The sequence below is a fragment of the Flagellimonas ulvae genome (assembly GCF_049333175.1).
GTDB lineage: Bacteria > Bacteroidota > Bacteroidia > Flavobacteriales > Flavobacteriaceae > Flagellimonas.
This window is the reverse complement of sequence record NZ_CP186325.1, coordinates 2,804,239-2,816,877: the sequence shown is the minus strand read 5'-3', so window position 1 is coordinate 2,816,877 and position 12,639 is coordinate 2,804,239. Positions and strand designations below refer to the sequence as shown.

General features: G+C 39.4%; 12 protein-coding genes. 8 read left to right on the top strand and 4 right to left on the bottom strand.

Annotated features, from left to right (window positions below):
• Positions 1-104: 104 nt before the first annotated feature.
• Positions 105-1,622 (bottom strand): sensor histidine kinase, encoded by a 1,518-nt coding sequence (locus ACOKFD_RS12930; RefSeq protein ID WP_422858301.1) that lies wholly within the window; start codon positions 1,620-1,622, stop codon positions 105-107.
• 24 nt (positions 1,623-1,646) lie between these two features.
• Positions 1,647-2,390, bottom strand: a complete 744-nt coding sequence (locus tag ACOKFD_RS12925; protein ID WP_422858300.1) for a LytR/AlgR family response regulator transcription factor — start codon at positions 2,388-2,390, stop codon at positions 1,647-1,649.
• Positions 2,391-2,643: 253 nt separating this feature from the next.
• On the opposite strand from ACOKFD_RS12925, the gene ACOKFD_RS12920 reads away from it, so the two are divergent.
• The 7 genes from ACOKFD_RS12920 (at position 2,644) to ACOKFD_RS12890 (ending at position 10,834) form a co-directional block, all read left to right on the top strand.
• Complete coding sequence (locus ACOKFD_RS12920; protein ID WP_422858299.1) at positions 2,644-3,285, top strand: hypothetical protein; 642 nt, start codon at positions 2,644-2,646, stop codon at positions 3,283-3,285.
• Between the two features lie 181 nt (positions 3,286-3,466).
• A complete protein-coding gene (locus ACOKFD_RS12915; protein WP_298995935.1) occupies positions 3,467-4,135 on the top strand; it encodes a succinate dehydrogenase cytochrome b subunit in 669 nt (222 codons plus the stop codon).
• A 2-nt stretch (positions 4,136-4,137) separates the two neighbouring features.
• On the top strand, positions 4,138-6,141 hold the full coding sequence (locus ACOKFD_RS12910) for a fumarate reductase/succinate dehydrogenase flavoprotein subunit (protein WP_422858298.1): 2,004 nt from the start codon (positions 4,138-4,140) through the stop codon (positions 6,139-6,141).
• Positions 6,142-6,147: 6 nt separating this feature from the next.
• Positions 6,148-6,894 carry a succinate dehydrogenase/fumarate reductase iron-sulfur subunit gene (locus tag ACOKFD_RS12905; RefSeq protein ID WP_298995939.1) on the top strand — a complete coding sequence of 249 codons (747 nt, stop codon included), beginning with the start codon at positions 6,148-6,150 and terminating at the stop codon, positions 6,892-6,894.
• A 93-nt stretch (positions 6,895-6,987) separates the two neighbouring features.
• Positions 6,988-9,129: a PQQ-binding-like beta-propeller repeat protein gene (locus ACOKFD_RS12900; protein ID WP_422858297.1), complete on the top strand. Its 2,142-nt coding sequence runs from the start codon at positions 6,988-6,990 to the stop codon at positions 9,127-9,129.
• 22 nt (positions 9,130-9,151) lie between these two features.
• Entirely contained in the window at positions 9,152-9,643 is a 492-nt protein-coding gene (locus ACOKFD_RS12895; protein ID WP_422858296.1) for a very short patch repair endonuclease, read from the top strand.
• A gap of 36 nt (positions 9,644-9,679) precedes the next feature.
• Positions 9,680-10,834 (top strand): methionine aminotransferase, encoded by a 1,155-nt coding sequence (locus ACOKFD_RS12890; RefSeq protein ID WP_422858295.1) that lies wholly within the window; start codon positions 9,680-9,682, stop codon positions 10,832-10,834.
• A gap of 4 nt (positions 10,835-10,838) precedes the next feature.
• Here the strand turns inward: ACOKFD_RS12890 and ACOKFD_RS12885 are convergent, their stop codons facing one another.
• Positions 10,839-11,546, bottom strand: a complete 708-nt coding sequence (locus tag ACOKFD_RS12885; protein ID WP_422858294.1) for a helix-turn-helix domain-containing protein — start codon at positions 11,544-11,546, stop codon at positions 10,839-10,841.
• A gap of 141 nt (positions 11,547-11,687) precedes the next feature.
• On the opposite strand from ACOKFD_RS12885, the gene ACOKFD_RS12880 reads away from it, so the two are divergent.
• Positions 11,688-12,008 carry a hypothetical protein gene (locus tag ACOKFD_RS12880; protein ID WP_422858293.1) on the top strand — a complete coding sequence of 107 codons (321 nt, stop codon included), beginning with the start codon at positions 11,688-11,690 and terminating at the stop codon, positions 12,006-12,008.
• Here ACOKFD_RS12880 and ACOKFD_RS12875 read toward each other — a convergent pair.
• Positions 11,994-12,515: a GNAT family N-acetyltransferase gene (locus tag ACOKFD_RS12875; RefSeq protein ID WP_422858292.1), complete on the bottom strand. Its 522-nt coding sequence runs from the start codon at positions 12,513-12,515 to the stop codon at positions 11,994-11,996. The genes ACOKFD_RS12880 and ACOKFD_RS12875 overlap by 15 nt on opposite strands.
• Positions 12,516-12,639: the final 124 nt, after the last annotated feature.

Here is a 12,639-nt window from a genome sequence, read left to right as displayed (position 1 = left end):
AACTGAACGCTAATCTTAAACTTCTGTAATATCGTTTAAAAAAATTAAATCTTGTAGCAGTTTGCTATCCAATTACTACAAATTAGGTGAAGAAGTGCTAGAATTTATACCACTTTGGGCAAGTTTACTTCTACTAAAGTGCCCATTGCCTTTTTGTCGATAGTGTTATATAAGTCTTTAATAAAGTACGTGAGGGGTTTCCCTAACTTTTTGCTGAACAGTTCCATTCGGTCCTTGGTCAACGATAACCCTAAGGACTCTTTCCCAAAAACGTTTTTGGTGTTGCGCAGTTTGACCGCCTCCCTGCCTATACCATTGTCTTCAATTTCAATTTTTACCATTTTTGAATCATTACGTTTATGCACCCTTATGGTGAGGTTCTTTTCTCCTTCCTTAGTCAAAAGTCCATGCCAAATGGCATTTTCCACAAAGGGTTGTAAAAAAAGAGGAGGAACCATAATCTCTTGAAGAGGAAGGTTCTCATCTGCTTCAATCTTAAATTGAATATCATTCTTGAATCTGTTATTTTCGATTTCCACATAAACTTTCAATATATCCAATTCTTCTTCAAGTGAAATTTGTTCCTTTCTTGAGCTCTCCAAAATATTTCGTATCAACTTGGAAAACTTAGTCAGAAAATATATCGCCTTTTCCCTATCATTTTCAATAAAATAGGATTTAATGGAATTCATGGCATTAAAAATGAAATGAGGACTCATTTGACTACGAAGCGCATCCAGACGTAATTGTGAAAATTTGTTCTCAAGTGCCATGGTGAGCTTCTCTGTTCGCTCTCTATTGGCCTCGGCAGTAAGTTCAACTACGTTAGACTTTGTTTGTTGTAATTCTTCGGAAAGTGTTCTATTCATACTATCCGTAATAATCTGATTTTCTTCCAATTGGGAAATGTACTTTTTCTGAATCTCATTGTTTTCAACATAGACCAGCTTTTGTTCCAATCCTATGGCCAAAGCAAAGAGAAGGCTTTCCACTAAAATACCTAGGTAAAGAATATAAAGGTATTGGTCATTCACTCTGATGTTCTTGATGGTGGAAATGAACAGTATCAAGTAGGTGGTTCCCAAAACAAGCATACCGGTGAAGATGTATTTTTTTATCATTATTTTCTGCTTGTACACCATGTAAAACACCCAAAAGAATATGATGTAACCCGTTGGTATATAGACCATACCGTGAAAATAATCTATTAGATACGATTTGGGATTCACCATTTGCACAGCATAGAGAAGCAAGTATATAGGTGAAACAATCAAATAAAAATACCCTATAATTCGTATAGCTTTAGGATGTTTCTCTTTGAGTCTCATTATATGGATAATGAAATAGGTAAAGAGAAGTGTGCCCAATAGCTGGGTTGGATAATGAATCCACTTAGAAAAAAGCCTCCCCGAATCAGATTCAAAAAATCCAGTAAAAAAGACACCTTTTATGTATCTGAGAAGACCTATTCCACTCACCAGGGTGTAAAGACTGTACAGTAGAAAAAAAAGCTTTTTATGCTGAAAATATTGTATCAGAAAAAATACAAAAAGATAAAAAAGGACCACCACTACCATGAAGCCCAAACCATTCTCATTGCTGTTTTCTAAAAAATGGAGCATAGTCTTACTACCTTTTATGAAGTATCAACAATGAACCATTTTTCTCAAAAATGCATCTTTCTTTATTCGAGAGACCGAAATCTTCTTCTCGTTTGATAATACCACATACCCTTCTGCTCTTATGTACTCTACCACTTTCAAAGTGTTTATTACAAAGGAGTTATGGACTCTGAAAAACGTACGCTCAGGAAGTAATGCCTCTACCTCCTTCAATTTCTTGGATACACAAAAGCTCTTTGAAGAATCTAAAAAGATGTTGGTATAGTTCCCGTCTGACTCACAATAGACTATATCATCAATTTTTGTGAAAAGTATTTTTCCGTTAACCGGAAATTGGACCATTCTTTTCGCATTGGAATTTGTGAATGCATCTAGGGTTTCTTGAAACCGACTCTGAAAACTGCTGGATAGGTTTTGCTTTTCCAGTTTTACAATAATGGACCTTATGTCATCTTCATCCACGGGTTTTAATAGATAGTCAAGAGCACTTTCCTTAAATGCCTTTATGGCATATTGATCATAGGCTGTGGTGAATACAATAGCAAAATCTCGATATGCCAGTTTCTGTAATAGGGTAAACCCATTCATTTCTGGCATTTCAATATCAAGAAAAACACAATCAGGTTTTAGGTAATTGATTCCGGATATGGCTTCAGTTGCCGAAGTGAAGGTGTCTATCACCCGGATTTTATCTGGAAACTTCTGTAATTCGTAGGTAAGTCCATTGATTGCTCCAGATTCATCATCTACAATGACTGCTTTTATCATGGGGTTATACTTTTCAGCAAATTACATCAGCTTTTAACCCCTGAGACCCATTTTCTTATAGATGGTTCACTACAGTGTATAAACCGCTTTTTTAGCTTATAGCGTGCATTTGGGGTTTTATTGGCCTAAAAAAGCAATATATACACTTTATCCTGTTCAATACAAAGTCGTTACCTCTTCATATAACCCAGCCGGATGGGTTCTATATCATGCATTTTAGTTTTACCTCCTCAATTTTAAATTAAAATGTGTTATGCAAACAAAAGCAAATGTAATTTATGGTATTACAGTTTTTTTTCTTGGAATCTTCCTTTTGTCCTCCTGCTCTGCTGAAGATGGAGAAACCGGACCAGCAGGACCACAGGGCCCTCAAGGTGAACAAGGAGTCGCCGGTCCGGCTGGAGCGGACGGAGCTAATGGACAAGACGGTGAACAGGGCGAGCAAGGAGAAACTGGAACTGCCAATGTAATTTATTCAGATTGGATTGATTCAGAATTTGATGACAATGTCATTCTAACTGCGGCCGGGTTTGACATTGATGTTCCCGAATTGACACAGGAAATCATAAATCAAGGCGTGGTATTGGTTTTCGGACGAAATATCCCAGGTGGCTTTTCAAGTCCAGATGTTATGCAACTACCTTTCATTTCAAATTCAAACTTTTATTCTTCTAGAATAGAAGATGTTGAAACATTAAGAATTACAGTAGCTTCTTTGGATGGAACTGCTGTAGGCATTCCTTTCTTTGAGAATTATAGATATGTCATTATTCCAGGAGGAGTTCCAGCAGAAGATGACGGTGGAGGAATCATAATAACCTCCAAATCTTCGGAGTATGACTATTCCAAAATGTCCTATGAAGAAATAGCTGAGCTATTCAATATTGAAGATTAAATCGCCTTCAAATAGCCCAAAGTAAAAAGTTCCCCCTTTTTTAACTATCGCTCCAAAAAACCCAATCTGGCATTTTATCTCCACTGTCCGTTTATATTGATTCTAAATTAACTGCTTTGAAAAGTTGAAAACTTGTTAAAAACTCATCCGTGCCGTAAATTTGAAAGTAAAATCAACACGAATGAGTGGATTTATAAAATCTTCGATAGCCCGAAAAGTAGTGATGGCACTTTCGGGTCTTTTTTTGGTTGTTTTCTTAACACAACACTTCGTCATCAATATTACTTCGGTCATTGATCCTGAAACCTTTAATTCCTGGTCCCATTTTATGGGATACAATCCTTTGGTGCAGTACCTTTTGCAGCCCATTTTGATTGCAGGTGTCATTATCCATTTTGTTATGGGGTTTGCACTAGAAATTCAGAACAAAAAAGCGAGAAATGTGGGTTATGCCAAATTCAAAGGTAGTGCCAACGCCACATGGGTTTCCAGAAATATGATTTACTCGGGTTTGGTAGTATTAGCATTTTTAGCCCTCCATTTCTATGATTTTTGGGTGCCGGAAATGGTTTACAAATACGTTGAAGTGAATCCTGAGATGCCAACCCGTTATCATGAAGAAACTGTACACAAGTTTGAACCTTTTTGGAGAACTATTCTCTACGTGGTTTCTTTTGTCTTGTTGAGTCTACATTTATGGCATGGCTTTTCTTCATCTTTCCAATCCATGGGTGTCAACAATAAATACTCTGAAGGGATTAAAACATTTACTAAAATATTTTCGGTGGCCATTCCACTGGGCTTTGTTTTCATAGCCTTGTTTCACCACCTTAACCCATTAACACACTGATCATGGGAAAATTGGATTCAAAGGTGCCAGCTGGTCCATTAGCGGACAAATGGACAAAACATAAGAATGAAATAGACTTGGTGAACCCCGCCAACAAAAGAAACATTGATATTATTGTGGTGGGTACAGGTTTAGCCGGAGGTTCGGCGGCTGCTACTTTGGCGGAGCTGGGTTATAACGTTAAAACATTTTGCTATCAAGATTCCCCGAGAAGAGCGCACTCCATTGCGGCTCAAGGTGGGGTAAATGCAGCAAAGAATTATCAAGGTGATGGCGATAGTGTTTATCGCCTGTTTTATGATACTATTAAAGGAGGTGACTATCGTTCCCGTGAGGCAAACGTGCATCGATTAGCGGAAGTCTCTACCAACATTATTGATCAATGCGTAGCCCAGGGGGTTCCTTTTGCACGTGAATATGGAGGCTTGTTGGACAATCGCTCTTTTGGAGGGGTATTGGTTTCAAGAACCTTCTACGCAAAGGGACAAACGGGACAACAACTTCTTTTGGGTGCTTACTCCGCTATGAATCGACAGATTCAAAGAGGAAAAATAAAATCCTATACCCGTCATGAAATGCTGGATTTGGTACTTGTTGACGGTAAGGCTCGAGGAATTATCGCTAGGGATTTGGTCAGTGGAGAAATTGAAAGACACTCGGCACATGCTGTGGTTTTGGCAACTGGGGGGTATGGAAACCTATTCTTCCTTTCTACGTATTGTATGGGAGCCAATGTAATGGCTGCTTGGAGAGCGCACAGAAAGGGTGCTTACTTTGCCAATCCATGCTTTACTCAGATTCACCCAACGTGTATTCCCGTATCTGGGGACCATCAATCTAAATTGACTTTGATGTCAGAGTCCCTTCGTAATGATGGTAGAATTTGGGTGCCTGCTAAAATGGAAGATGCAGAAGCTATACGCGCAGGTAAGCTGAAGCCCACTGAGATTCCAGAAGAGGATAGAGATTATTATTTAGAAAGACGTTATCCAGCCTTCGGAAACTTGGTACCTCGAGATGTGGCATCAAGAGCAGCAAAAGAGCGTTGTGATGCCGGGTACGGAGTTAACAAAACGGGGGAAGCGGTTTATTTGGATTTTGATGCGGCCATTATGCGCTATGGACGTGAAAAAGCATTGACCTCGGGAATGAAGAATCCGGATGACACAACCGTAAGAAAACTAGGAGAAGAAATCGTTGAGGCCAAATACGGAAACCTCTTCCAGATGTATGAAAAAATTGTAGACGAGAATCCATACAAAACCCCAATGAAGATTTATCCAGCGGTTCACTATACCATGGGTGGTCTTTGGGTGGATTACAATCTTCAAACAACTATCCCAGGTTGTTATGCAGCTGGTGAAGCCAACTTTAGCGACCACGGGGCAAACCGTTTAGGAGCCTCGGCATTGATGCAAGGCTTGGCTGATGGCTATTTTGTTTTACCATACACCATAGGGGATTATCTTTCTGATGATATTCGTACCGGACCAATCTCGACAGAAACTTCAGAATTTGATGAAGCCGAAAAAGCAGTTCGTGAGCGCATCGAGAAATTGATGTCAGGAAGTGGAATCCATTCTGTGGATTACTACCACAAAAAGTTGGGCAAAATCATGTGGAACAAATGTGGTATGTCCAGAAATGCAAAGGAATTGAAAGAGGCCATGAAGGAAATTTCGGAACTACGAAAAGATTTCTGGGAGAACGTAAAAATTCCTGGTACACCAGACTCTAAAAATCAAGAGTTGGAAAAAGCAGGAAGGGTAGCCGATTTCTTGGAGCTTGGTGAACTATTCGCCATGGATGCTTTGGAACGTAACGAATCCTGTGGTGGACACTTTAGGGAAGAATATCAAACCGAAGAAGGAGAAGCACTTCGTGATGATGAAAACTTCAAGTTTGTATCAGCTTGGGAATATACTGGTGAACCCAGTAAATCCAAATTGCACAAAGAGGATTTGGTATACGAAAACATTAAAGTAAAGACAAGGTCTTATAAATAAATTGCTATGAAACTATATTTAAAAATTTGGCGCCAAAAGAATGCAGATTCCAAAGGTTCCATGGTGGACTACACTTTAGATGGTGTGGAAAGCGATATGTCCTTTCTTGAAATGCTGGATATATTGAACGAGGAATTGATTTCAAAAGGCGAAGAACCAGTCGAATTTGATCACGATTGTCGAGAAGGTATTTGTGGTACTTGCTCCTTAATGATCAATGGCCAACCCCATGGGCCTGATTCAAGGATAACCGTATGTCAGTTGCATATGCGAAGCTTTAACGATGGGGATGAAATTGTAATCGAACCATGGAGAGCAACTGCATTCCCGGTTATCAAAGATCTTATTGTGGATAGAACTGCTTTTGACCGTATTCAACAAGCTGGCGGTTATATTTCCGTAAACACATCCGGAAGACCTGTTGATGCCAACGCTATTCCTATTGAGAAGGAAATGGCTGATAAATCTTTCAACGCAGCAACTTGTATTGGTTGCGGTGCTTGCGTGGCTGCGTGTAAAAATGCTAGTGCGATGTTATTCACCTCAGCTAAGGTTTCTCAATTTGCTTTACTCCCTCAAGGACAAGTTGAAGCGGCAGAACGTGTACAGAACATGGTTCGCCAAATGGACTTGGAAGGATTTGGAAATTGCACCAATACCGGTGCCTGTGAAGTGGAATGTCCTAAAGGAATTTCTTTGGAGAATATCGCCCGTATGAATAGGGAGTATCTTTCCGCCAGTGTGAAAGGCTAGTATACATTCCTACAAGTCGGGAATTCAAATAACAAAGCCCAAATTCCAAATGGAGTTTGGGCTTTTTTTATCTTTAGTACAAAACCCGTAGTGATGTCCATTCTGAATAAGTTTGCAAGAGTCTCCTTTTTGCCACTCCTTCTTTCGCTGGTTTTTATTGCTGGTTGTTCAAAACCAAAAGAAACATCAACATATGAAACCTGGAGTACCTCCCTGGGTGATAAAGCCCAGACTCACTTCACCACACTTAACCAAATCGATTCCACAAATGTCAACTCCCTAAAAATCGCCTGGGAATACGAATCAGAAGATTTTGGACAGATGCAAATGAATCCAATCGTTGTGGATACTTTACTCTATGGTGTTACGGCTGCTTTACGGGTGGTGGCATTACATGCAGCCACTGGAGAAGAAGTTTGGCAATTCGGGGAAAAACTGGAAGCTTGGCATTCTACAAGTAGAGGGGTAACGTATTGGTCCAAAGGAGAAGATAAACGTATTCTATTTACACGAGGTTCTCAACTTTGGGCTCTCGATGCAATTACAGGAAAACCTGTTGCTTCTTTTGGAAATAAGGGTTCCATAGATTTGAGGTCAGGACTTCCAGAATCTGCAAAGGATAAGTTTGTGATATCCAATACTCCGGGAATCATCCATGAGGACAAAATCATTATGCCCTTACGCGTCTCTGAAGATATTGGTGCCGCCCCTGGAAACCTTATGGCTTTTAATGTGGAAAGTGGAAAGTTGGAATGGGTCTTCCATACAATTCCCCTTCCTGAAGATACTGCCTACAAAACCTGGGAAAATAAAGAATCGCTTCAAAAAGGATATGTTGGTGGCGCCAATAACTGGGCAGGAATGGCTCTAGATGAGGCAAATAATATTCTCTTTGTTCCAACAGGTTCTGCTGCTCCTGACTTTTATGGCGGTATTCGAAAAGGGGAGAATTTATATGCGAATTCCCTTTTGGCACTGAATGTTGCTACTGGGGAGTTGTTATGGCATTTTCAATTTACCCATCACGATATTTGGGACAGAGATCCTCCTGCTCCTCCAAATTTGATGACATTGACCTTGGATGGAAAATCTATACCTGCTGTAGTTCAGGTAACCAAACAAGGCTACGTTTTTGCCTTTAATAGATTATCAGGTGAGCCCCTATTTGATATTGAAGAACGAAAAGTACCTCAATCTACATTAACAGGTGAGGAATCATGGCCTACGCAGCCTTTTCCCGTAAAGCCAAAACCGTTTGCTCGCCAATCTGATGAAATCTCAATAGAAAATATTAGTCCATTTGCCGGGAACAAAGAGGAATTGATTGAGACACTTGAACAGGCTAACAAAACTGTTTATGCACCTCCTTCTCTTGATCCCATATTGCTTCTTCCCGGATATGATGGAGGCGCCGAATGGGGCGGTGCTGGTGCAGATCCAGAAAATGGAATTCTTTATGTGAACTCCAACGAAATGGCATTCATGCTTCGTATGGGAAAAGACTCTTTAACTACCGCTGAAAACAATACCATTACAGGACAAAGTCTGTATGCCAAATATTGCAGTGTATGTCATCAGAGTAATCGCGAAGGTGTTGTTCAAAGTGGGTATCCTTCTCTACTTGGACTTAAGACAAAACTATCAGAATTGGAAACAAAGCGAATCATACAAAAAGGAAAGGGCATGATGATTGGGTTTCCACAGCTAAGTGATGAAGAAGTAGATGGGCTAGTCGCTTTTCTGTATGATGAACCAGATAAAATGGAAGTAATCTCAAACAATAAGGAGGAATATCCAAAACTACCTTATCGCCATCTCGGCTACACCAAATTTTTGGATAGCAACGGTCTTCCTGCCATAGACCCTCCATGGGGAACCTTGCATGCCATCAACATGAATACGGGAGACTACGTATGGTCCATTACCCTTGGGGATACTCCAGGATTGGAAAATCCAACAGGAGAACCTACAGGGTGTGAAAGCTATGGAGGACCCATAATAACCCAAAATGGCCTCCTTTTTATAGCGGGTACCAAGGATGGTTTTTTTAGGGCCTTTAATCGTCATAATGGAAAACTGCTATGGCAGTATAAGTTGCCTGCTGCTTCTTTTGCTACGCCTGCTACCTACGAGGTAAATGGCAAACAGTATATAGCCTTGGCCTGTGGGGGTGAAAAATTGGGAACCCCAAAAGGAAACAAGATTATTGCTTTTGCCCTACCGGACAATCCCTAGAACACTCCTATTTTTTTAATCTATGGCCAATTACAAATCCAAAGAACGCATCAAAGTTCCTCGTTTCAATGAGGAATCTGGATTTTATACTACTCCAGAGCGTTCTAAAATCATGGGGAAGATTCGGGGGAAAAATACCAAGCCAGAATTGGCTTTCCGAAAAGCCCTTTGGGAAGCGGGTTACAGATACCGTATTGATTATAAAAAATTAATAGGAAAACCAGATATCGCGTTAAAGAAGTACAAGACTGTGATTTTTATCGATGGCGAATTCTGGCATGGTCACAATTGGGAAGAGCGAAAACATAAAATCAAGAGTAATCGCGAATTCTGGATTCCCAAGATTGAACGGAACATACAAAGAGATCAAGAGGTAAATATGGAGTTACAACGACTAGGCTATACCGTGTTTCGTTTTTGGGAACGACAAATCAAAAAAGAGTTGGACCAATGTTTGCAAAAGGTAATAACGCATCTGGAAATTGTTGTTTCCCAAGAAAACGGTTCAGAGTAATTTGTAGAACTCCCTATTTTGAAAAATTCCTATTGAATGAGTGCCATTTTGAATATTAATTCTAAGCTACCTAGTGTTCAAACTACCATTTTTACCATAGTTGGAAAGTTGGCAAAAGAACATAATGCCATAAATCTATCGCAAGGTTTTCCTGATTTTTCACCAGATTCCAAACTTCTAAATCTGTATAAAAAAGCATTGAACGGCAACTTCAACCAGTATGCTCCTATGACCGGTGCAAAGCAGCTTCGCGAAGTGATTGTGGAGAAAATTGAAAAAACGTATGGTAGAAGATATAATGTAGAAAAGGGAGTTACCGTAACCGCCGGAGCTACCCAGGCAATATATACTGCTATCACAGCTTTTATTTCAAATGATGACGAGGTTCTGGTTCTGAAACCTGCATATGATTGTTATGAGCCTGCTATAGAGCTCGCTGGAGGGGTTCCTGTATTTGTAGAATTGAAAGGGAAAGATTTTAAGGTGGACTGGGAAGAATTCCGAAATAAAATCACCTCAAGGACTAAAATGGTCATTATAAATACACCGCATAATCCAAGTGGCCAAATACTAACTGAAGCCGATATGATTGCTTTGCAAGATATTTTACGAGATACCAATATCATTTTATTGAGTGATGAGGTATACGAGCATATTGTTTTTGATGGTGCAGTCCACCAAAGTGCTGCCCGATTTGAAGACCTTTCCAGAAGAAGCATTATCTGTTCTTCCTTTGGAAAAACGTTTCATGTGACGGGTTGGAAAGTAGGGTATTGTGTCGGGCCTTCAGATTTAATGCATGAGTTTAACAAAATCCATCAATTTAATGTCTTCTGTGTGAACCATCCAGCACAAATTGCCTTGGCGGAATATCTTAAAAATCAAGACCATTACCTAAATCTTAGTGATTTTTATCAAAGAAAGCGGGACTACTTCTTAAATGCAATTTCTGGTTCTCGATTTAAGTTTCGGCCTTCCCAAGGAAGTTATTTTCAATTATTGGACTATTCTGATATTACAAAGGAAAGTGACGTTGCTTTAAATGAACGACTCATAAAGGATTACAAATTGGCCAGTATACCCATGTCCGTTTTCAATATAAATGAAAGAGACGATAACCTACTTCGCTTTTGTTTTGCCAAAACTGAGGAAACTTTGGATAAGGCAGTTGAAGTTTTGAATAGAATCTAGGGTACTATATCTGTTTCTTAATTACTTTGAACAATTGAAGGATTTCATCCAAAGGGAGTTTGAAGTCATTAAATTCAGGGGAAGTATTGAGGTTGCTACAGGTTATCTCTTTCTTGTCTATATCAACAGCAACTATTTTTTTGCAAGTAATTCTATCGCGCAATACCAATACCATAATTTGGTTCAAAAACAATTTTGGTTTTTTTGCCAGCTCATTCACTGCATGTTCCACCCCAAGTACTATAGATTTATTCGGGATGGATTGAATTGTACCATCATTCATGTAATCTCCAGCTATTTCAAAAGCTAAATGGGAACTATCATGTAAGGTCTCCACAACAAAACCCGTCTTCATTGTATCCTTAGGTTCTTCACTGCTATTCCTATTTTTAGCATACTCTTCTTGTGTTTCAGCCAAAAGCAAGCGTACCAACATAAAAGTTTTTCCGAAATCCAAGGGATAACATCGAGTCCCAAAATGGTCAAATGGGTTCTGATTACCGTAGGTTGCTTCTTCCTCATTTACCTCACGAATCTGCAATTCAATAACGCTAAGTTCAAAATACGCGGCTATCTGAGCTAACCTTTTACTGGGAATATTGGCATCCTTTTTTTCATAGGTTTGGATGGTACGAAGGCTAACCCCAACTGCATTTGCCAAATCGGTTTGGGTTGCACCCATCTTCTTTCTAAGCTTTCTGATTATTTGCATAACGTATGAAACATGAAATTATTTTCATATATTTGATTCTGCGCAGCAAGACTTTACATTTCTGTAATTGGGTTACAGACCAAATATAGAAAACTAAGATTTGACCCCAACACATAACTTGATAAACCAATAAACCTGCGTATGGGCTCAATCAAAAAACTTAACCTGGTCATTGACAGCGAAGCGATTTTTTCTAAAGAAGAGTACGGAAAACCTATTACGGAACAACTTTCCACCGTACTTAGACGAAACGTTTCCAAAGATGATTATGCAGATATTGCTTCACGAACAAGTGTTAGCTTTTCTACCATTAGGGACGTAATCTATAGAACAAATAGCTTAACCAAGACCAACGCAAAGGCCATTTCCCTATTAATTCACATAGCTTTTGAAAATTCCATAGCCATAAAATTACAAGCGGAAGGGGATATTCTGTTTTTGGATGGATTATTGAAAATCTAGTCGCATTAACCAGTCTATCTGTTCGTCTTTACCAATAAAAAATGAGTGTTCTCCTACTTTGTAGAAGCCATTTCTTTCATAAAAGCGGATAGCCTTTGTATTACGTTCCCAAACTCCTAGCCATAAGTAGTATATCCCTTCTTGGTTTTTGGAAAGTTGAATCGCCTTTTCAAGCATCCACCGGCCTGCTTTTTTTCCTTGATGGGCCTCTAACACATAAATACGCTCCAATTCAATGGAATTCTTGTCATTAATATCCGTTTGCGCTTCGGATTGATTTAGTTTCAAGTATCCTATCAGTTCATCCTGCTCAAACACGAAGTAAAACTGGGATGCCACATTCTGAAGTTCCTTTTTCAACTTGCCGCGGGTAAATGCATGCTCCACATATTGCCGAAACTCGTCGGGGTCATTGTCCTTTGCAAAAGTGGATACAAAAGTCTCCTTTGCAATCCACAATAAGGCATCCAAGTCAGTTAGGTTACACTTTCTCAGTTTAAATTCCATAACCTTCAAAATAAGGCAAAAAAAAAGCCGACTCTAAAGGTCAGCTTCAAAATTTCTTATCTAGTTCGGTTCTTAAAGCATAAAAAGCTTTCTAATTAATAGCATAAAACCGGTTAGAAAATCA

What these genes read in the sequence shown, in the direction of transcription:
- ACOKFD_RS12880 (WP_422858293.1), top strand. Translation starts at nt 11,688, where the DNA reads ATGGGCTCAATCAAAAAACTTAACCTGGTCATTGACAGCGAAGCGATT.
- ACOKFD_RS12920 (WP_422858299.1), top strand. Translation starts at nt 2,644, where the DNA reads ATGCAAACAAAAGCAAATGTAATTTATGGTATTACAGTTTTTTTTCTT.
- ACOKFD_RS12895 (WP_422858296.1), top strand. Translation starts at nt 9,152, where the DNA reads ATGGCCAATTACAAATCCAAAGAACGCATCAAAGTTCCTCGTTTCAAT.
- ACOKFD_RS12885 (WP_422858294.1), bottom strand. Translation starts at nt 11,546, where the DNA reads ATGCAAATAATCAGAAAGCTTAGAAAGAAGATGGGTGCAACCCAAACC.
- ACOKFD_RS12915 (WP_298995935.1), top strand. Translation starts at nt 3,467, where the DNA reads ATGAGTGGATTTATAAAATCTTCGATAGCCCGAAAAGTAGTGATGGCA.
- ACOKFD_RS12900 (WP_422858297.1), top strand. Translation starts at nt 6,988, where the DNA reads ATGTCCATTCTGAATAAGTTTGCAAGAGTCTCCTTTTTGCCACTCCTT.
- ACOKFD_RS12910 (WP_422858298.1), top strand. Translation starts at nt 4,138, where the DNA reads ATGGGAAAATTGGATTCAAAGGTGCCAGCTGGTCCATTAGCGGACAAA.
- ACOKFD_RS12905 (WP_298995939.1), top strand. Translation starts at nt 6,148, where the DNA reads ATGAAACTATATTTAAAAATTTGGCGCCAAAAGAATGCAGATTCCAAA.
- ACOKFD_RS12925 (WP_422858300.1), bottom strand. Translation starts at nt 2,390, where the DNA reads ATGATAAAAGCAGTCATTGTAGATGATGAATCTGGAGCAATCAATGGA.
- ACOKFD_RS12890 (WP_422858295.1), top strand. Translation starts at nt 9,680, where the DNA reads ATGAGTGCCATTTTGAATATTAATTCTAAGCTACCTAGTGTTCAAACT.
- ACOKFD_RS12875 (WP_422858292.1), bottom strand. Translation starts at nt 12,515, where the DNA reads ATGGAATTTAAACTGAGAAAGTGTAACCTAACTGACTTGGATGCCTTA.
- ACOKFD_RS12930 (WP_422858301.1), bottom strand. Translation starts at nt 1,622, where the DNA reads ATGCTCCATTTTTTAGAAAACAGCAATGAGAATGGTTTGGGCTTCATG.